Source organism: Niveispirillum sp. CC-CTL257, assembly GCF_059489915.1.
The window spans coordinates 2,226,787-2,244,354 of sequence record NZ_JCAJXE010000001.1 but is presented as its reverse complement, the minus strand read 5'-3'; the positions used below and the strand labels follow the sequence as shown (position 1 = coordinate 2,244,354).

The 17,568-nt window shown below is 63.1% G+C and carries 19 protein-coding genes; 14 read left to right on the top strand and 5 right to left on the bottom strand.

What is annotated here, in order from left to right:
- Positions 1–39: 39 nt before the first annotated feature.
- Together trmB and ABC729_RS10440 are read left to right on the top strand one after the other, a co-directional pair.
- Entirely contained in the window at positions 40–750 is a 711-nt protein-coding gene (gene trmB, locus ABC729_RS10445) for a tRNA (guanine(46)-N(7))-methyltransferase TrmB (protein ID WP_495607537.1), read from the top strand.
- Between the two features lie 150 nt (positions 751–900).
- Entirely contained in the window at positions 901–2,589 is a 1,689-nt protein-coding gene (locus ABC729_RS10440; protein WP_495607536.1) for a methyl-accepting chemotaxis protein, read from the top strand.
- Positions 2,590–2,641: 52 nt separating this feature from the next.
- Here the strand turns inward: ABC729_RS10440 and ABC729_RS10435 are convergent, their stop codons facing one another.
- The gene (locus tag ABC729_RS10435) at positions 2,642–3,706 is read right to left on the bottom strand and encodes an aspartate-semialdehyde dehydrogenase (RefSeq protein ID WP_495607535.1); all 1,065 of its coding nucleotides are present in this window, start codon (positions 3,704–3,706) and stop codon (positions 2,642–2,644) included.
- Between the two features lie 350 nt (positions 3,707–4,056).
- Between ABC729_RS10435 and ABC729_RS10430 the strand changes: the two genes are divergently transcribed.
- Positions 4,057–4,416, top strand: coding sequence for a hypothetical protein (locus ABC729_RS10430; protein WP_495607534.1), 360 nt, complete (start codon positions 4,057–4,059; stop codon positions 4,414–4,416).
- Positions 4,417–4,528: 112 nt separating this feature from the next.
- Complete coding sequence (locus ABC729_RS10425) at positions 4,529–5,035, top strand: cupin domain-containing protein (protein WP_495607533.1); 507 nt, start codon at positions 4,529–4,531, stop codon at positions 5,033–5,035.
- Positions 5,036–5,038: 3 nt separating this feature from the next.
- Here ABC729_RS10425 and ABC729_RS10420 read toward each other — a convergent pair whose 3' ends face one another.
- Complete coding sequence (locus ABC729_RS10420) at positions 5,039–5,218, bottom strand: DUF3553 domain-containing protein (RefSeq protein WP_495607532.1); 180 nt, start codon at positions 5,216–5,218, stop codon at positions 5,039–5,041.
- 102 nt (positions 5,219–5,320) lie between these two features.
- Between ABC729_RS10420 and ABC729_RS10415 the strand changes: the two genes are divergently transcribed.
- The 8 genes from ABC729_RS10415 (at position 5,321) to ABC729_RS10380 (ending at position 13,114) form a co-directional block, all read left to right on the top strand.
- On the top strand, positions 5,321–5,950 hold the full coding sequence (locus ABC729_RS10415) for a histidine phosphotransferase family protein (RefSeq protein WP_495607531.1): 630 nt from the start codon (positions 5,321–5,323) through the stop codon (positions 5,948–5,950).
- 310 nt (positions 5,951–6,260) lie between these two features.
- Entirely contained in the window at positions 6,261–8,981 is a 2,721-nt protein-coding gene (locus ABC729_RS10410) for a hybrid sensor histidine kinase/response regulator (protein WP_495607530.1), read from the top strand.
- Positions 8,978–9,475: a chemotaxis protein CheW gene (locus ABC729_RS10405; RefSeq protein ID WP_054170231.1), complete on the top strand. Its 498-nt coding sequence runs from the start codon at positions 8,978–8,980 to the stop codon at positions 9,473–9,475. Before ABC729_RS10410 ends, ABC729_RS10405 begins: the two co-directional genes overlap by 4 nt.
- A 27-nt stretch (positions 9,476–9,502) precedes the next feature.
- Complete coding sequence (locus tag ABC729_RS10400) at positions 9,503–9,868, top strand: response regulator (protein ID WP_495607529.1); 366 nt, start codon at positions 9,503–9,505, stop codon at positions 9,866–9,868.
- A gap of 21 nt (positions 9,869–9,889) precedes the next feature.
- Complete coding sequence (locus ABC729_RS10395) at positions 9,890–11,101, top strand: protein-glutamate methylesterase/protein-glutamine glutaminase (protein ID WP_495607528.1); 1,212 nt, start codon at positions 9,890–9,892, stop codon at positions 11,099–11,101.
- A complete protein-coding gene (locus ABC729_RS10390) occupies positions 11,098–11,910 on the top strand; it encodes a CheR family methyltransferase (protein WP_495607527.1) in 813 nt (270 codons plus the stop codon). Before ABC729_RS10395 ends, ABC729_RS10390 begins: the two co-directional genes overlap by 4 nt.
- A 1-nt stretch (position 11,911) precedes the next feature.
- Entirely contained in the window at positions 11,912–12,262 is a 351-nt protein-coding gene (locus ABC729_RS10385) for a DUF3703 domain-containing protein (RefSeq protein ID WP_495607526.1), read from the top strand.
- A gap of 96 nt (positions 12,263–12,358) precedes the next feature.
- Entirely contained in the window at positions 12,359–13,114 is a 756-nt protein-coding gene (locus ABC729_RS10380) for a substrate-binding periplasmic protein (protein WP_495607525.1), read from the top strand.
- Here ABC729_RS10380 and ABC729_RS10375 read toward each other — a convergent pair.
- Both ABC729_RS10375 and ABC729_RS10370 read right to left on the bottom strand, forming a co-directional pair.
- Positions 13,108–13,893: a hypothetical protein gene (locus tag ABC729_RS10375; RefSeq protein WP_495607524.1), complete on the bottom strand. Its 786-nt coding sequence runs from the start codon at positions 13,891–13,893 to the stop codon at positions 13,108–13,110. The genes ABC729_RS10380 and ABC729_RS10375 overlap by 7 nt on opposite strands.
- 88 nt (positions 13,894–13,981) lie before the next feature.
- Complete coding sequence (locus ABC729_RS10370) at positions 13,982–14,650, bottom strand: MlaC/ttg2D family ABC transporter substrate-binding protein (RefSeq protein ID WP_495607523.1); 669 nt, start codon at positions 14,648–14,650, stop codon at positions 13,982–13,984.
- Between the two features lie 280 nt (positions 14,651–14,930).
- Here ABC729_RS10370 and ABC729_RS10365 point away from each other — a divergent pair, with 280 nt between their 5' ends.
- The gene (locus ABC729_RS10365) at positions 14,931–15,896 is read left to right on the top strand and encodes an ArsR/SmtB family transcription factor (RefSeq protein WP_495607522.1); all 966 of its coding nucleotides are present in this window, start codon (positions 14,931–14,933) and stop codon (positions 15,894–15,896) included.
- An 11-nt stretch (positions 15,897–15,907) separates the two neighbouring features.
- Entirely contained in the window at positions 15,908–16,843 is a 936-nt protein-coding gene (metF, locus tag ABC729_RS10360) for a methylenetetrahydrofolate reductase (RefSeq protein WP_495607521.1), read from the top strand.
- Between the two features lie 132 nt (positions 16,844–16,975).
- Here the strand turns inward: metF and ABC729_RS10355 are convergent, their stop codons facing one another.
- A complete protein-coding gene (locus ABC729_RS10355; protein ID WP_495607520.1) occupies positions 16,976–17,491 on the bottom strand; it encodes a PRC-barrel domain-containing protein in 516 nt (171 codons plus the stop codon).
- Between the last annotated feature and the right edge of the window lie 77 nt (positions 17,492–17,568).

Below are 17,568 nucleotides of genomic sequence, written 5' to 3'. Positions count from 1 at the left end.
CTATTCCGACCAATCGTTGAAAGCCAGTCGAGTCGCACAATGTCCGAAGACAACATCCCCCACCGCAAGGTTCTTTATGGCCGCCGCCTGGGCCGTCCGCTGCGCAAACAGCGGCTGGAAGTGATGGAGACGCTGCTGCCGAAGATGAAGCTGACGGCGCCGCCGGAAGGGGAACGTCTGGACCCGGCAGCCCTGTTCGACACACCCAAGCGGGATCTGTGGTTTGAGGTCGGTTTCGGCGGTGGCGAGCATCTGGCGTGGCAGTCCGAACGTAATCCCGATATCGGCTTCATCGGCTGCGAACCGTTCATCAATGGCGTTTCCTCCCTGCTGAAGCATGTGGCGGAGGGTGGGCAGGACAACATCCGCGTTGTGCCCGATGATGCCCGCCCCATCCTGGATGCCCTGCCCGACGCGTCGGTGGGGCGTGCCTTCGTGCTGTTTCCCGATCCCTGGCCCAAGGCGCGCCACGCGTTCCGCCGCTTCATCGGGCCGGTCAACCTGCCGCGTCTGGCTCGCGTGTTGAAGGATGGAGCAGAACTTCGTATCGCGTCGGATGATCCGCAGTTGCAGCGTTGGATGCTGGAACATACCTGGCGCTATCCGGATTTTGAGTGGACGGCCAGAACGGCTGAAGATTGGCGCATCCGTCCCGAAGATTGGCCCCAGACAAGATATGAGAAGAAGGCATTGGATGCGGGTCGTGTTCCCATGTTCCTGCGGTTCATTCGCAAGAAGAGGGCGACCTGACCTTTTGCGCAGGCCTGGAACCTGCGTATTTAACGCTACCTAGCCCTTTGGACCCGCCAAAATTGCGGGGCTTGGCGTCATCATTCCGATCCTATGATTTCGTTCCGGGTGAAACGGCCCGGCACCGTCCAGACGGTAGGGGAGGATTGAATGAAAAAGCTCCGCGACCTGCGCATCGGGATGAAGGTCAATATTGCCATGGGCATGCTGGCCCTGGTGGCCATCATCATGGCCTTGATGGGCCTGTCCGCCATGTCCGTCTATCAGGGCGAGGTGGAACGGATGGGGCGCGATACACAGCGCGCCGTCCTGTCCGAACAGATCAATGGACTGATCAACGGCGTCGTTATGGACAGCCGTGGCATCTACATGGCCCGCGATGCGGCAGAGGTGGAGAAGTTCGCCAAGCCGATGACGGCCAGCCTGGACCTGCTGGACAAGCGTCTGGGCGAGTATCAGGCGTTGGCCCAGGGTGCGCAGAAGGCTGCTATGGACGAGGCGGTGGCCAGGGGCCGTGAGTTCGTGACCTTTCGTCGGGAACTGATCCGTCTGGGGCAGGCGGAGGGGGCACCAGCCGCTCGGGCCTATGGCGACAATGATGCCAACCGCGCCAACCGTCAGGCTTTCAACAAGGCCATGGTTGCCCTGTCCGAACAGCAGGTGGCCCGCGTCAAGACCGTCATCGGCGAGCTGGACAGTTTCGCCACGCAGAAACGCATGATGATGATGGTCATTGCGACCGCCGGCATCATCGGCTCTGTTGGTTTTGCCATCTGGCTGGTGTCGCGGCAGGTGACGGGGCCGCTGGTTGCGGTTGCGGGGACCGTGCGGCAGATGGCTGATGGTGACCTGTCTGCCCAGGTCCCGGAAACCGGACGGGGTGACGAGATCGGGCAGATCGCCGATGCCTTGGACGTGTTCAAGCGCGGCCTAGCAGAGGCCAAGCGCCTGGAGGCCGCCCAGAAGGCAGAGCAAGCCGCGAAAGAGGAACGGCAGCGCCGGTTGGAAAAGCTGACCAACGATTTCGCCTCCAAACTGGGAGAGGTCTCAACCGCGTTGGCCCGGTCAGCGCAGGATATGCGCGACAGTGCCGAAGGCTTGACCGGCGCTGCCAAGGCCGCCGCGACCCAGGCCGCGGAAGTGGCCAATGCATCGGACGAAAGTGCGGCCGGGGTGCAGAGCGTGGCTGCCGCGACGGAGGAGATCAACGCCTCCATCTCTGAAATCGCCCGTCAGGTGGTGGAAGCCAACAATGTCGCCCGCGCCGCCGTGGAGGATGCGGGCGAAACCAGCCGGACCATGGATGGGCTGCAGGGGGCTGCGGGCCGGATTTCGGAGGTGGTGGGCCTGATCCAAGGCATTGCGGCGCAGACCAACCTGCTGGCGCTCAACGCCACGATCGAGGCGGCGCGGGCGGGCGAGGCCGGTAAGGGTTTCGCCGTCGTGGCGTCGGAGGTGAAGGCGCTGGCCATGCAGACGGGCAAGGCGACGGAGGACATCACCTCCCAGGTGGCCAATATCCAGCGGGAAACGGGGGCCGCGGTCACCGCCATTGCCCGTATCGCCAATACCATCGACAAGATCGGGGAGATTACGACGGCCCTGGCCGCCGCTATCGAGGAACAGCAGGCCAGCACCAATGAGATCGCCCGCACCGTGCAGGATGTCGCCAATGGCACCCAGGCCGTCTGTGACGCGGTGCAGGGTGTCAGTCAGGCAGCGGCCAATACCGGGGGTGCGGCCGCCACGGTGCATGGCACCGCGTCGGACGTGACGCGGCAGTCCGTGGTGTTGAACACCGAGGTCGACCGGTTCGTGAAAACCATCATCGCGGCGTGAGGTGTGCAACCCTATGCGGGGCGTGTTCCCCGCATAGGGTTGATCTGTGTGATTATCCGACCAGACGCTGCAGGATCTGCACGGCGTTCAGCGCCGCGCCCTTCAGCAACTGGTCGCCCGCCAGGAACAGGGCGATGGAACGGCCCGACGGGTCGCCCTGATCACGGCGAATGCGGCCGACCAGCACGTCACCCTGGCCCGACGCCTCGTTCGGCATGGGGAAATGATTGTTGGCGGCATCATCGACAATGCGCACGCCGGGTGCATCGCTCAGGATGGCGCGGACCTCATCCGGGCTCACCACCTCGTCAAATTCCACGGTCACCGCCATGGAATGGGCGCGCAGCACGGGCACACGGACGCAGGTGATGGAGATATGCAGGTCGGGACGGCGCATGATCTTGCGCGTCTCCTCAATCACCTTTTCTTCCTCGCCGTTATACCCCGTCTCCGGATTGACGGCGGCATTGTGGGAAAAGACGTTGAAGGCGTAGGGATGCTTCAGCACCTTCGGTTCGTAATGCTGACCGGCCAGATAGGCAGTGGTGGAAAGGCGCAGCTCCTCCATGGCCGCCGCACCCGCACCGCTGGCGGCCTGATATGTCGCGATATTCACGCGGCGGATGGTATGGCGGGCATTCAGCGGGGCCAGCGGGACGGTTGCGATGATGGCGACGCAGTTGGGGTTGGCGATGATGCCGGGCTGTGCCGGGATCACGTCCAGGTTCACTTCAGGCACCACCAGCGGGATGGCCTCATCCATGCGGAAGGCGGATGAATTGTCGATGACGACGGCACCGGCGGCTACGGCCTTCGGGCCGAACTCCTTCGACACGCCGCTGCCAGCGGAGAACAGGGCATAGTCAATGCCCTGGAAGCTATTATCGGTCAGTTCCTCAATGACCAGTTCGCCACCCGCAAACGGCACGGCCTGCCCGGCGGAACGCTTGGAAGCCAGCAGCCGGACGGTGGACAGGTTCAGGCCCGACTTTTCCAGGCATTCACGGATTTCAACGCCCACGGCACCGGTGGCACCAACCACGGCGACGGAAATGGCCCGCCCCTCAGCAGAGCGGGCGGCTTTGTTCGGGCTTTCGGGGGCAACGCGGATATTCATGGACCCTGTTCCTTGGCTGTATCTGTGCCGGTGACAGGGTCTGGTCCACCATGGGCCGCCCCGTCCGTTCCCGGCGGGGCATCTGGCTTCTGTCGTTCGCGTCAGACCGCGCGCATGACAAAAAGCCCGCCCCGCAGGGTGGTCTTTTTAGTCATGGTGGTAGTGGTCTGAATGAGCATCGACATGGGCTTGACGATGCCCATCGGGACGGGGCGTGTAAACCCGTTGCCGCGCTTGTGCTCTCTGCGTCTGGTGCATGACTTGGCGTTTCCAGACTATTTGTTGCGGTTTTTTGTGGACGGTGGGACTATATAGCCGAGCGTGATTGTACCTGAAGGGTGCGTGTTTAAATGTCCATGGAATTGAATGACCCCAAGACCTTGGAAGCTATTGGGATTTTGGCTGGTGCCCTGGACGATGTCACGGGTCCGGAGCGGCTGGAATGCCTGATGGCCGCCAATGCGTTGCGTCAGGTTGTGGAAACCCGGTCGGAGAATGCGTTGGTATTCGCGCAGCAGGCCTTTGAGTCCCTGGATGAGGGGGTGCGCCGCCGCGTGGAGAATGAGGCGACAACCACCGCTATCAAGGTTGTCGAACAGGCGAAGAAGAAGCCGAACCCCCGTATGGTGCGCGCGCAGCGCCCAAAGGCCAGTGGCAGCTTCCTGGACGCATTGAATGGTGGCCAGCTGAAAACCGAACGGAAGTGGTAAGGGGCGGTTCCGACCGTCCAGCCCACGATCAAGGCGCCCTGGACCGGGCGCCTTTTTTGTGATTTTATGGCGAACAAACCAAGTACAAAATCAATGCGACAGAGGGGGCACCATGGCCGATGCGGGGAATGTTCCCATCGTCAATCTGGACAGTCTCAAGCCCGATGGTTTTCCGCCCGAACAGGGGCCCAGGGGCGAAACGGCGGATCGCTTCGCGCCGCTGATTGCGCGGATCGGCCCGCTGATCGGTACCCGGCATTTGGGCTGCATGCTGACGGTGCTGCCACCCGGCAAGCGGGCGTTTCCGTTCCATAACCACCGGGTGAACGAGGAGCTGTTCATCATCCTGGAAGGAACCGGGACCCTGCGGTTGGGGGAGGGGCGGCATCCGGTGCGGGCTGGCGACATCATCTCCTGCCCGCCGGGCGACGCCAGCACCGCGCACCAGATCATCAATGATGGAGAGGTGGACCTGCGCTATCTGGGCATCAGCACCATGATGTCGCCGGACATTGTGGATTACCCCGACAGCGGCAAGATCGGCATCTCCCATGTCGGCAGCGGCATGCGCATGATCACCCGGCCGGGTGCCGCCGTGAATTACTGGGAGGATGAGTAAAGGTCACGCCTCGTCCGGGTCCACGATGTCCAGCGATATGGCGGCGGTATTGATCAGCAGCTTGCCCGCATGTTCGAAATTCACCGTGACCCGCTGGCCTAGCACTGACTGAACCTGCCCCAATCCCCAGTCCGGCTGGGACGGGTGGCGGACAAAAATGCCAGGGGCCAGGAAATCGGTCATTTGAGTGGTTTCCAGTTGGGTGCCGCCATCCTATCCTACCCGTCGGTGATACGGCACGCCACCCCTGCCGAAGGGGGACGTACCACAGCGCTGAGGATGCGGATGAGCCTGGGAATTCGGGCCGTGGAGCTGCTTTGCTCCCGCCTGTGCCATGATCTGGTGGGGCCGGTCGGGGCCATCAATAATGGCGTGGAACTGCTGGATGATGGCGGGGACGCCGGTGGGGAGGCGCTGGACCTGATTGCCGACAGCGCGGAGACCGCGTCGGCACGGTTGCGGCTTTACCGCGTGGCGCTGGGTGCTGCTGGCGGGCAGTCGCTGTCGGCGGGGGACGCGCGCGCGGCGCTGGAGGGGTGGTTTCGGGGCGGTAAGGTCCGGCTGGAATGGCATGCCACCCCGTTCGACCCGCCGCCGGGCCTGCTGAAAACGGCTCTGCTGGCGGCCCTGCTGGCGGAGGAGGCGTTGCCGCGCGGTGGGTCCATACGGGTGACGGGCGGCGATGCCGGCCTTCAGGTGTCGGGCACCGGTATCGGCTGCGCGCTTCGTCCGGAGATGGGGCCGGCGCTGGCCGGGCAGGTGCCGGAGGCAGAACTTGGGCCCCGCTCCGTGCTTTCCCATGCCACTCCCCTTTTGGCCAGGGCCTATGGATTGTCATTCGCCGTGGAAAGTCCCGCCGGGGGAGGGGCAGGGGGAGGGGAGGTACATTTCCGAATCCAGACCGGGTATGTCTGATTTTCCCTTCGGATTCGGGGTGATGATGCGCTTTGGCAACTGTTCAACCACACCGTGAGCGGGGTGCGCACGGCTTGTTCCGGGGCGTGTCATATCCTGATGGCCGAACCTAACCGAAAAGAGGTAATGTTCCCCTTGCCAAAGCCATGTCCGACAGGCCATCAATTTCCTCACGACACACCGATTTTAACCTAATTCCGACACTCTTTCATTGGCCGACGGGCGGCCGGGCGCGTACAAGGGTTCTTCACCGGACTGAAGACCGGCGTATGACGCGGAAACTGGGATTTCCCGAAACGGGGCGTGGACCATGGATGATCTGCTGAGTGAATTCCTCACTGAGACCAATGAGAACCTCGCCGTCCTCGACGTCGAGCTGGTAAAACTGGAGCAGAACCCCAACGATCCGGGGCTGTTGTCGAACATCTTCCGTCTGGTTCACACCATCAAGGGTACCTGCGGCTTCCTGGGTCTGCCCCGGTTGGAATCGGTGGCGCATGCCGCCGAGAACGTGCTGGGCAAGTTCCGTGATGGCGAACTGCATGTTTCTCCTTATGCCGTGTCGCTGATCCTCGAATCGCTGGATACGATCAAGGGCATCCTGTCCGTTCTGGAAGCGACCGAGGCAGAACCGCCGGGTGGCGATCAGGATCTGATTGACCGGCTGAACGCCATGGCCGAAGGCAAGGAGCTGCCGAAGGCCGCTGCTGCGGCCCCAGCACCTGCCGCTTCCGCGCCGCCTGCCAATGATCCCGATGAGTTGTTCACACCGGTTCCCGCCCATCTGACGCACACGCTGGCCCCGGCGACTCCCCCGCCGCCCCCGCCGCCCACCCCGGCTCCTGTTGCCAGGGTTGAGGCACCGGCCCCTGTGGTCGAGGCTGCCGCCCCGCCGCCGGCACCGCCGCCCCCGCCGCCCCCGCCCCCGCCCCGCGCTGAGCCGCAGGACGATGTGCGTGGTGAGTCCAAGGAAAGTGCCCTGGCCCAGCAGACGATCCGCGTGCATGTGGACCTGCTGGAAAACCTGATGACCATGGTTTCCGAGCTGGTGTTGACCCGTAACCAGCTGTTGCAGATCCTGCGCTCGCAGAAGGACAGCGAATTCGCGGCCCCCCTGCAGCGCCTGAACCATGTCACGTCGGAGCTGCAGGAAGGCGTCATGAAGACGCGCATGCAGCCCATCGGCAATGCCTGGGCAAAGTTGCCGCGACTGGTCCGCGATCTCAGCCACGAACTTCATAAGAAGATCGAGCTGCAGATGCTGGGTGCCGAGACGGAACTGGACCGTCAGGTTCTGGAACTGATCAAGGACCCGCTGACGCACATGGTCCGCAATTCCGGCGACCATGGTCTGGAAATCCCGGCTGATCGCGTTGCCGCCGGCAAGTCGGAAACGGGCCGCATCACCCTGAACGCCTATCATGAAGGCGGTCACATCATCATCGAGATCGCGGACGATGGCCGTGGTCTTGCGCTGTCGAAGATCAAGGCCAAGATTATCCAGAACGGTCTGGCGACCGAGTCGGAACTGGCCCAGATGTCCGACGCCCAGATACAGCAGTTTATCTTCAAGCCCGGCTTCTCCACCGCTGCCAAGGTCACTTCCGTGTCCGGCCGTGGCGTTGGCATGGATGTGGTGAAGACCAACATCGAAAAGATCGGCGGCACCATCGAGATGCGGTCGGTCGAAGGGCGTGGCACGACCTTCACCATCAAGATCCCGCTGACCCTGGCCATTGTGTCGGCCCTGATCGTCGAGTGCGCGTCCGAGCGCTTCGCCGTTCCGCAGATCAGCGTGATCGAGCTGGTGCGTGCCGCCAGCGACAGCGAGCACAAGATCGAGCGCATCAACGGTGCCCCGGTCCTGCGCCTGCGCAACCGCCTGCTGCCGCTGGTCAGCCTGCAGAACCTGCTGAAGCTGGGCGTGGCCGAGGATGACGACAAGCGCGAGACGTTCATTGTCGTCAGCCAGGTTGGCAACTACACGTTCGGCATCATCGTCGACCGCGTCTTCGATACCGAAGAAATCGTGGTGAAGCCGGTGGCGCCGATCCTGCGCCATATCGAGCTGTTCTCCGGCAACACGATCCTGGGCGACGGCTCGGTGATCATGATCCTGGACCCCAACGGCATCGCCACCGCGTCCGGCTCCATGGGCGGCTCCGCCGACAATGCCCAGACCAACGCGCAGGAAGTGGCCAAGGCCGCCCGCCGCGAGGACGACAAGATGGCCTTGCTGCTGTTCAGCGCCGGGGATGGTGGGCCGAAGGCCGTGCCGCTGTCGCTGGTCGCGCGTCTGGAGGATATCGACCTTAATCAAGTTGAACTGTCCAACGGCGAACCCGTGGTGCAGTATCGCGGCCGCCTGATGCCGCTGGTGCCGATCGATCCCAACTGGAAGATCACCCGCGACAAGCGCCAGCCTGTGGTGGTGTTCGCCGATGGCGACCGTTCCATGGGTCTGGTCGTGGACGAGATCGTCGATATCGTCGAGGATCGCCTCCAGGTCGAACTGGGCACCGAGCGTCAGGGCTTCCTGGGTTCCGCCATCATTGCCAATAAGGCGACCGACGTCATTGATGCCGGCTTCTATCTGACCCGGGCCTTCAAGGACTGGTTCGGCAATGCCCATGACACGTTTGAAGACGAGCGGCAGCACCGCGTGCTGCTGGTCGATGACAGCCCGTTCTTCCGTAACCTGCTGACGCCGCTGCTGACCGTTTCCGGTTATGATGTGACGGCTGTGGAAAGTGCCGATGAGGCGCTGGCGCTTAGCGAGTCGGGTGAAGAATTCGATGTCATCGTCTCCGACATCGAAATGCCGGGGATGAGTGGTCTGGATTTCGCCCAGGCGGTCCGTTCCTCTGCCCGCTGGTCCACGACGCCGCTGGTCGCCTTGTCCAGCCACGCCGCCCCGCGCGACCTGGAGCGTGGCCGTCAGGCCGGCTTCAATGATTACGTTGCCAAGTTCGACCGTGAGGCCCTGCTCCTCACCCTGCAGCAGACCATTGCCGAGAAAGGTGCCGCATGAGTGCCCGCCTCCCCGCCGTCAAGAAGGCCGGTTCCCAGGAAATCGCCACCGTGAAGAACGAGGATTTCGTCACGGCGACCATCGCGAACCAGCTTTTCGGCATCCCGGTGCTGCAGGTCCAGGACGTCCTGGGTCCGCAGAAGATCACCCGTATTCCGCTGGCCCCGCCTGAGGTTGCCGGTTCGCTGAACCTGCGCGGCCGCATCGTCACCGCCATTGATGTCCGCCTGCGCCTGGGCCTACCGCCCCGGCCGGCAGACGGCAAGCCGGTGATGAGCATCGTCGTCGATCATAAGGGGGAGCTTTACTCCCTGATGGTCGATAATGTCGGCGAGGTGCTGTCGCTGTCGTCGGATGACTTTGAACGTCATCCGGCGACCCTTGATCCGCGCTGGCGGGAAATCTCCACGGGCATTTATCGCCTGAAAGAGACCCTGCTTGTCGTTCTCGATGTCTCAAAGCTCCTGAACTTTGCTAACATCGAAGCGGCCTAACCCGCACCCGGCAATCGAGGTCCGTTGATGAAGTCCTGTCTGGTCGTCGATGACAGCCGCGTTGTCCGCAAGGTAGCGCGCAAAATTCTGGAAGAACTCAGCTTCTCTTGCGACGAAGCCGAGGATGGCAAGCAAGCCATGGAATATTGCGCCAAGCGGATGCCCGATGCGATCCTGCTGGACTGGAACATGCCGGTCATGACCGGCATTGAGTTCCTGCGCCGGCTGCGCAAGATGACGGGCGGTGAGGGGCCGCGGGTCGTTTTCTGCACCACGGAAAACGATCTGGCCCATATCCAGGAAGCCCTGTCGGCCGGTGCCAATGAGTACATCATGAAGCCGTTCGACAGCGACATCATCCAAACCAAGTTCCAGCAGGTCGGCCTCCTCTAAGGCCGTCCGGGATTGCAGGCAATGAACGAGCTTCCCGGAAAGACGGTGCCCAATGCGGCACCGACCGGAACAGAGCCCTACCGGGTCATGGTGGTGGATGACAGTGCCGTCATCCGCGGCCTGCTGACCCGTTCGCTTGAAGGCGATCCGGAGGTCAAGGTCGTGGCCTCCGTCGCCAATGGGCAGATGGCGATCAACACGTTGCAGCGTCAGGCAATCGACGTGATCGTGCTGGATATCGAGATGCCGGTGTTGGACGGGCTGTCGGCCCTGCCGCACCTGCTGAATGTCGATCCGCATGTCAAGATCGTCATGGCATCGACCCTGACGGCGAAGAATGCCGATATCAGCCTGCGCGCGCTGAAGGCCGGTGCGGCGGATTATATCCCTAAACCGTCCTCCACGCGTGAATTGACCAGTGCGGATGACTTCAAGCGCGAGTTGACGGAAAAGGTCAAGGCGCTGGGCATGGCCGCCCGCAAGGCGGACCCGCGCAAGGGTGCGGCGGCAGCACCTGCGGCACCCGGTGCGGCCCCCGCGCCGCGCCCGGCACCGGTGGGCAATGTAGCACCGACCACCAGCTTTACGCTGGCCACCCCTATCCGGCCCAGGCCGGAGCCGGGTCCGATCACGCTGCGCCCGTTGCCGGATTTCCGCCCCGACATTTTGGCCATCGGTTCTTCGACCGGCGGGCCGCAGGCCCTGTTCGAGGTATTGAGCCACCTGAAGGATGTGAAGCAGCCGATCCTGATAACCCAGCATATGCCCGCCACCTTCACCACCATCCTGGCCGAGCACATCACCCGTCAGTGCGGCGTGCAGTGTGCGGAGGCCAAGGAAGGCGAGGTGATCGTGGGTGGTCGTGCCTATGTCGCGCCGGGTGATTTCCATATGCTGGTGGTTCAGAAGAATGGGCAGAACTGTCTGACCCTGACCAAGGACCCGCCGGAGAATTTCTGTCGCCCCGCCGTGGACCCGATGCTGCGCAGCATCGTCCGGGCCTATGGCAAGCGGGTGCTTGTGACCATTCTGACCGGCATGGGGCATGACGGTCAGCGGGGTTCCGAAACGGTTGTCCAGGCCGGCGGTGCCGTGCTGGGCCAGGACGAGCCGTCCTCCGTGGTATGGGGCATGCCGGGAGCGGTGGCGAATGCGGGGCTGTGCAGCGCCGTCTTGCCATTGAAGGAAATCGGGCCTTACATTCGTAAGATCGCATTGAGGCAGGCAGCATGAAGGTCGAAGATTTCGATATGTTCTGCACCATGCTGCGGCAGCGGTCGGGTCTGGTCCTGACCCCCGATAAGGCCTATCTGCTGGAAAGCCGGTTGATGCCGGTGGCCCGCAAATGGGGTCTGAAGGGGTTGGATGAACTGGCCGCCACGGTGCGCAGCAAACGGGACGAGGCGTTGCTGCGTGACATCACGGAGGCGATGACCACGAACGAGAGTTCGTTCTTCCGTGATCAGAAGCCGTTCGACCAGTTCAAGGCGGTGGTGTTGCCGGCCCTTCTGGCCAGCCGTGCCGCCAAGCGGACCATCCGCATTTGGTCCGCCGCCTGTTCGTCGGGCCAGGAAGCCTATTCGCTCTCCATGCTGTTGAACGAGGAAGGGGCAAAGCTGGCCGGCTGGAAGATCGAGATCATCGGCACCGATCTGTCCTCGGAAATGGTCAACAAGGCCAAGGCCGGCCTTTATACCCAGTTCGAGGTGCAGCGCGGCCTGCCCATCACCCACCTTGTGAAGTATTTCAAGCAGGTGGGCGACAAGTGGCAGTTGAATGATGATATTCGTAACCGGGTCCAATTCCGCGAATACAATCTGCTGACCGACCTGACACCGCTTGGTCAGTTCGACGTCATCTTCTGCCGCAACGTGCTGATTTATTTCGATCAACCGACCAAGGGCAAGGTCCTGGAATCCATGGCCAAGCTGCTGCCGCCGGACGGCGTGCTATATCTCGGCGGCGCGGAAACGGTGCTGGGCATTACCGAAAAGTTCAAGCCTATGGAAGGCCAGCGCGGCCTTTACGTCCTGGCCAAGTAGCATGCCCGACCTCCGTGCCCTGGTGGATGACGAGCTTGCTGTCTACCGCCAGACGCTTGCGGATGGTGACGTGGCCGGTGCTTGGGTGGCGCTGGAACGCGCGCATATCCTGGGCCAGATGGATTGGCGGCAACATTGCAGGGTCCATCTGCTGATGCTGAGCCTGGGTCTGGCTACGGGCGACTGGTTGGAAATCCGTGGGCAACTGTTCCGCCTTCTGTTGGCGGCACCGGGGTCGATCACGCGAAAGGCGCCGCTTGGAAACAGTGGCCGCTCTAATATCTCCGCCTTTCTGCCGCAACCGATTGCACCTGATCTGGCGGCTAAGCTTGGCGATGGGCCTTCCGCCTGATCCTGAAACTATCCCCCTGCACACATACGGTCTGCGCTGCAATTTGATAGGCTGTTAAAGGTTTAGCCTTTCAAGCCTTCCCTAACGGTTGATCTCATGCGCCGGCATTTCGTGCTGTTCCTGATCGGTCTGGTTCTTCTGTCCTGCGCCCCTATGGCGCGGGCGGAGAAGGTGCGGTTCGGTCTGCGGGAGGCCGCACCCCTTGTGGAAACAGCGTCGGACGGGAAACTACGCGGGCTGGAATATGAGTTGCTGTCAGCCATCTTCTCCGCCGCCGGCATTGAACTGGAACCCTATGTCGGCTCCAACGCCCGTCTGGCATTGGCGGCGGGGGAGGGGACGGTGGATGGCTTCGCGCCGGTCGTCGGTGCGCCGCCGGTGGGACTGATGTTGACCGACAGTTACATCACCTATCGCAATGTCGCGATCACCCTGTCGTCGCGCGATATCAGGCTTGGGACGCCGTCGGACCTGAAAGGGCTGCGGGTCCTGGCCTTTCAGCGGGCTTCAAAGGTTCTCGGCGCGGAATTTGCCTCGGCCGTGATCGAATCCGGTGATTACCGGGAGGAGCCGGTACAGGCGCTGCAGGCCAAGGGGCTGCTCTATGGCCGTTACGACGTACTGGTCGGCGAATCCCGCGTTCTTCAGTACCATATCGCCCAGGTACTGAAGGCCGGCGGGGCACCGGTGCGCAGCCTGCCGATCGTCGAGCACCGGCTGTTCCCACCCAATCATTACTGCGCCGGTTTCCGCGATCCCATTCTGGTTGAACGGTTCAATGAGGGACTGCGCAGGATCAGGGCGGACGGCACCTATGACGCCATTGTCAACCGCTACGACGCCACTCAATAGGCCTTGTCGATCCGCACTGCGCGCACACGATTAATGATAGACCAGCCATTGGACAGTTCGCCCACGGGCGCCACGGTCCAGTCCCACTCCATTTCGCCGGTGGGCAGGTCCGCGCCGAACAGCGGGTCCTCCATCTCCGTCACCCGTCCATCGGGGTCGATGACGCGGCGCTGCACGTCGCCCACCAGCAGGGTGGGGCAGTCGAAGCCGCGCAGATGGTTCAGATGGGCGGCCACGATGGCGCGGGCATAGGCGGGCAGATCGCTACCGGGCCAGCGCTTGTCCATCTGGCGCAGCGGCACCAGTGGCAATTGCGAGACAAGGTTGGCCGACACCACAAGCCCGACATCCGGGTCATCCCGGAAGTCGGCGCAGGCCGGGACCGGCAGTGACGGGGTCGAAGGATCGTCCAGGGCGGCGGCGACCCCCGTCAAATCACGCTCCAGCAGGTGGATTGCGGTGTGACGGCGGGCCAGGCGTCGGGCGGCCGGCGGGTGGGCGATATCGACCAGCAGCACACGCCGGAACCGCGACAGCAACTCTGCCATCGGTAGATCCAGGCAAGGGCCGGAGCCCATGATGATGGCGGTTCCCTTGCCGGCAGGGGCCTCTGCCATAGCGGTCAGGATGCGGCGGCGCGTGCTTTCCTGATGCGGGGCCCAGGCGGCGGCACAGCGGGCAGCGCGGCCCACACAGGCGACGGCGGCATAGCGATATCCCAGCCGCACGAAGGCCGGCGCGCAACGTGTGCGCAGGCTGATCAGGAATTCGCGAAGCATCGCCACCCGGCGCCAATGAAAAGGGTCCGTCCCGGACAACCGGAACGGACCCGTCACATAACACAGGCACGCCTGTAAACTATATCTCTTACTTGGCCTGGGCGGTCTGGATGCGCTGGCGCAGAGCCTCCAACAGGGCTTCGAACTTGCCGCCATTGCTTTCAATCAGGCTGGCAAACTCGGACCGCTGCGTCACGCTCATCGAGACGTTCTCCACGATCACGTCGATGATCTTGGAGCTGCCATCCTTGGAGCGCACACGCCACGACACGTTCACAGGCGGCTGACCATTAGGGCGCAGCACCTGCGAGCTGACGACGGCGTCATTCTCGCCCGAGGCCTGGGCACCGCCGACCTTGAACTTCTCACCGGCATACTGGCTGAAGCGTTCGGCATAGACCTCCACGATCATCTGCTCGAACAGGGTCTGGTATTCTTTCTTCTGGGCGTCGGTGGCGACGTTCCAGTAGCGTCCCAGCACGAAGCGGCTGATCGTGTTGATGTCGAAATTCTGGTTCAGCAGGTCGCGGAACACAGCCTTCGCCTGCTCCTTGCTGACCTTGGGGTCAGCCAGGGTGGCGATGGCCTTGTCACCCAAGCCCTGCACGAAATCGGCTGAGGCATGGGGACCCTTGGCGGCCTGGGCGTGCGTTGTGGTGGGCACCAGAACCGGCACCGCGACGGCGGCGACACCTGCCAGCATCCAGAATGCGGCACCGGCCAGCGGCGAACGGCGGTTTTGGGTCTGCTTAGTCACGTCATCAATCCTTCTTGTACTGGCGTCATCATTTCCGGTGGCCGGGCCATCGGCAGTGACGCGCGTCACGTCCGGTCATCTATGGCATTAACCATTTGTCATGCTCATGGATAGCCAACAATTGCGTCCGATCTGCGGCGCAAAAGCCATATCGCGATGGCATAATCGTTGTGAACCGCGTTCGGCGCGGGGCGGCCACGCCGAACGCGCCGCAACAGGTCTTGCGTAGACATAAAGATATCTTTATATATTGATCCGAACCAAGAATGGGTCGGGTCGCATGGAATTCCTGTTGAATGCCCTGAAGGCGGCGGCGGAGCCGACAAGATTGCGACTGTTGTCGCTCTGCGCCCATGGCGAACTGACCGTGACGGAGCTTACCCAGATTCTGGGGCAAAGCCAGCCGCGCGTGTCCCGCCATCTGAAGCTTCTGTGCGAGGCGGGGCTGCTGGAACGGTTCCGTGAAGGCATCTGGGCCTATTACCGGTTGGCCGAACGGGGGCCGGTGGCGGAACTGGCCCGCACGCTGGTTGATGCCATCCCCGGCGATGATGAAGGGTTGGGGCTGGACCTGGAGCGGCTGGACCTAATCAAGCAGGGGCGGCGGGAAGCGGCGGACAAGTATTTCAGTGAGAATGCCGCCCGCTGGCACGAGATCCGCGGCCTGCATGTGCCGGAGCGGGATGTGGAGGCGGCTTTGCTGTCGCTGCTGCCAGCGACGGGTGTGGAAGATCTGCTGGATGTCGGCACCGGCACCGGTCGCATCCTGGAACTGTTCGGGGAACGGATTTCGCGCGGCCTTGGCATTGATGCCTCGCGGGAGATGCTGGCCGTCGCCCGCGTGAACCTGGAACAGGCGGGCCTGCGCCATTGTCAGGTGCGGTTGGGAGATATGTATCAACTGGCGCTTGCCGGACAGAGCCAGGACGCCGTGATCTTCCATCAGGTGCTGCATTATGCCGAGGAGCCGGCGGATGCCATCGCAGAGGCGGCACGGGTTTTGCGTCCCGGCGGCACCATGCTGGTGGTCGATTTCGCCCGCCATGACCTGGAATATCTGCGCGAACAGCACGCGCACCGTCGCCTGGGCTTCACGGATGAAGAAGTCTCTGGCTGGCTGCGCCGGGCCGGCATGCGCCCCGATCCCGTCGTCACCCTGCCGGGTGATCCCCTGACCGTCTGCATCTGGCGGGCCACCCGCACCGATGCCCCTGCCACGCGGCCCCGTCCGCTGGCTGTCGCCTGAAGGATAGTGCCATGAGTCTGAGCGACCTGATGGACGCCGCCGCCAACCCGGCCCCGCTGATCACCGCCCCCGGCGACCTGACCGTCAGCTTCGAATTCTTCCCGCCCAAGACGGAGAAGATGCATGAGAATTTGTGGACAGCCATCCGCCGGCTGGCCCCGCTGAACCCGGCCTTCATGTCGGTGACTTATGGTGCCGGTGGTTCCACGCGGGAACGCACCCATGCCACCGTGACGGCCATCCAGGCCGAAACCGGAATCCCGGCGGCAGCTCACCTGACCTGTGTGGCCGCCACCAAGGAAGAGATCGACGAGATCGCGCGCAATTACTGGGATGCCGGCATTCGCCATATCGTGGCCCTGCGCGGTGACCCGCCGCCGCGCGCCGATGGCACCGGCGGCCTGGGTGGTCGCGGGTATGAGCCGCATCCCGGCGGCTATGCCTATGCCGCCGATCTGGTGGCCGGTCTGAAGCGCATCGGCGATTTCGATATTTCCGTCGCCTGCTTCCCGGAAGTGCATCCGGAAGCGCCCAGCGCCCAGATCGACCTGGACAATCTGAAGCGCAAGGTTGATGCCGGGGCCAACCGCGCCATCAGCCAGTTCTTCTTCGATGTCGATGCCTTCCTGCGCTTCCGCGACAAGGCGGCGGCGGCCGGCATCAATGTCCCCATGGTGCCGGGTATCCTGCCCATCCTGAATTTCACGAAGGCGGCGGAGATGGGAGAGAAGTGCAACACCGCCATCCCCACCTGGATGCGCGACCTGTTCAATGGCCTGGATGAAGCGCCGGAAACCCGGCATCTGGTGGCGGCCACGGTGGCAATCGAACAGTGCCGGTACCTTGAAAAGCATGGGGTGAAGCAGTTCCACTTCTACACCATGAACCGCGCCGACCTGACAGTTGCCATCTGCCACATGCTGGGTATACGGGCCATCAAGGCATAATGACCCGCATCCGGGTTCTCCCGGCCTGTGGATATATTGATCGGCCTTGATCATGAAAAAAGCCCCCGGCCCAGGAGGGGTGGGCCGGGGGCAGTCAGGGACGCCGGGGTTTAAGGGGCTGCCAAGCTTCTTTTACGGCTTGTCGGTACGGATCAGGGAACGGGTGTTCTTGCCATATTCGAACTCCGCCATCTGATCCAATTGGGCGGTGGTCAGGTTGCGGACCTGGACATGATTGTTCCCGGCCAGCATGTCGGCGTCGCTGATATCCACAGCGATGTTCTTCTCACCCAGGCCCATGAAGCCGCCGGACGAGATCACCAGTTTTTCCGCGTCGCCGCTGCTGGCATTCAGGATCACATCCTCCACCTCGCCCAACTCCTTGCCGTCGGCACCGATCACGGTGCGGCCCAGCAGGCGCTCGGCGGAGGTGCGGTCGATGCCGGGGCGCGGTTCGGCCAGGATGCTGGGCGGCGTGTCGCGTTCGGGCATCACGGCGGCGGGCGGTTCGCCCACCTGACCGGGTTCAACCGTTCCCGGAACCGGGGGGACGGGTTCGGTGGTGCCGGGGGGCACTGTCTGGGCCATAGCAGCGGTCCCCAGCAGCAGGGCCGTCAGGGTGGCGGCACCGATCAGTTGCGTGCGCATGGTCTGTTCCTTCCCTTCCGAAGTTGCTCAAGGGCACACCGGGATTGATCCCGGACCCATGTCAGAACAACGGAAGA

What these genes read in the sequence shown, in the direction of transcription:
- trmB (WP_495607537.1), top strand. Translation starts at nt 40, where the DNA reads ATGTCCGAAGACAACATCCCCCACCGCAAGGTTCTTTATGGCCGCCGC.
- ABC729_RS10440 (WP_495607536.1), top strand. Translation starts at nt 901, where the DNA reads ATGAAAAAGCTCCGCGACCTGCGCATCGGGATGAAGGTCAATATTGCC.
- ABC729_RS10435 (WP_495607535.1), bottom strand. Translation starts at nt 3,706, where the DNA reads ATGAATATCCGCGTTGCCCCCGAAAGCCCGAACAAAGCCGCCCGCTCT.
- ABC729_RS10430 (WP_495607534.1), top strand. Translation starts at nt 4,057, where the DNA reads ATGTCCATGGAATTGAATGACCCCAAGACCTTGGAAGCTATTGGGATT.
- ABC729_RS10425 (WP_495607533.1), top strand. Translation starts at nt 4,529, where the DNA reads ATGGCCGATGCGGGGAATGTTCCCATCGTCAATCTGGACAGTCTCAAG.
- ABC729_RS10420 (WP_495607532.1), bottom strand. Translation starts at nt 5,218, where the DNA reads ATGACCGATTTCCTGGCCCCTGGCATTTTTGTCCGCCACCCGTCCCAG.
- ABC729_RS10415 (WP_495607531.1), top strand. Translation starts at nt 5,321, where the DNA reads ATGAGCCTGGGAATTCGGGCCGTGGAGCTGCTTTGCTCCCGCCTGTGC.
- ABC729_RS10410 (WP_495607530.1), top strand. Translation starts at nt 6,261, where the DNA reads ATGGATGATCTGCTGAGTGAATTCCTCACTGAGACCAATGAGAACCTC.
- ABC729_RS10405 (WP_054170231.1), top strand. Translation starts at nt 8,978, where the DNA reads ATGAGTGCCCGCCTCCCCGCCGTCAAGAAGGCCGGTTCCCAGGAAATC.
- ABC729_RS10400 (WP_495607529.1), top strand. Translation starts at nt 9,503, where the DNA reads ATGAAGTCCTGTCTGGTCGTCGATGACAGCCGCGTTGTCCGCAAGGTA.
- ABC729_RS10395 (WP_495607528.1), top strand. Translation starts at nt 9,890, where the DNA reads ATGAACGAGCTTCCCGGAAAGACGGTGCCCAATGCGGCACCGACCGGA.
- ABC729_RS10390 (WP_495607527.1), top strand. Translation starts at nt 11,098, where the DNA reads ATGAAGGTCGAAGATTTCGATATGTTCTGCACCATGCTGCGGCAGCGG.
- ABC729_RS10385 (WP_495607526.1), top strand. Translation starts at nt 11,912, where the DNA reads ATGCCCGACCTCCGTGCCCTGGTGGATGACGAGCTTGCTGTCTACCGC.
- ABC729_RS10380 (WP_495607525.1), top strand. Translation starts at nt 12,359, where the DNA reads ATGCGCCGGCATTTCGTGCTGTTCCTGATCGGTCTGGTTCTTCTGTCC.
- ABC729_RS10375 (WP_495607524.1), bottom strand. Translation starts at nt 13,893, where the DNA reads ATGCTTCGCGAATTCCTGATCAGCCTGCGCACACGTTGCGCGCCGGCC.
- ABC729_RS10365 (WP_495607522.1), top strand. Translation starts at nt 14,931, where the DNA reads ATGGAATTCCTGTTGAATGCCCTGAAGGCGGCGGCGGAGCCGACAAGA.
- metF (WP_495607521.1), top strand. Translation starts at nt 15,908, where the DNA reads ATGAGTCTGAGCGACCTGATGGACGCCGCCGCCAACCCGGCCCCGCTG.
- ABC729_RS10355 (WP_495607520.1), bottom strand. Translation starts at nt 17,491, where the DNA reads ATGCGCACGCAACTGATCGGTGCCGCCACCCTGACGGCCCTGCTGCTG.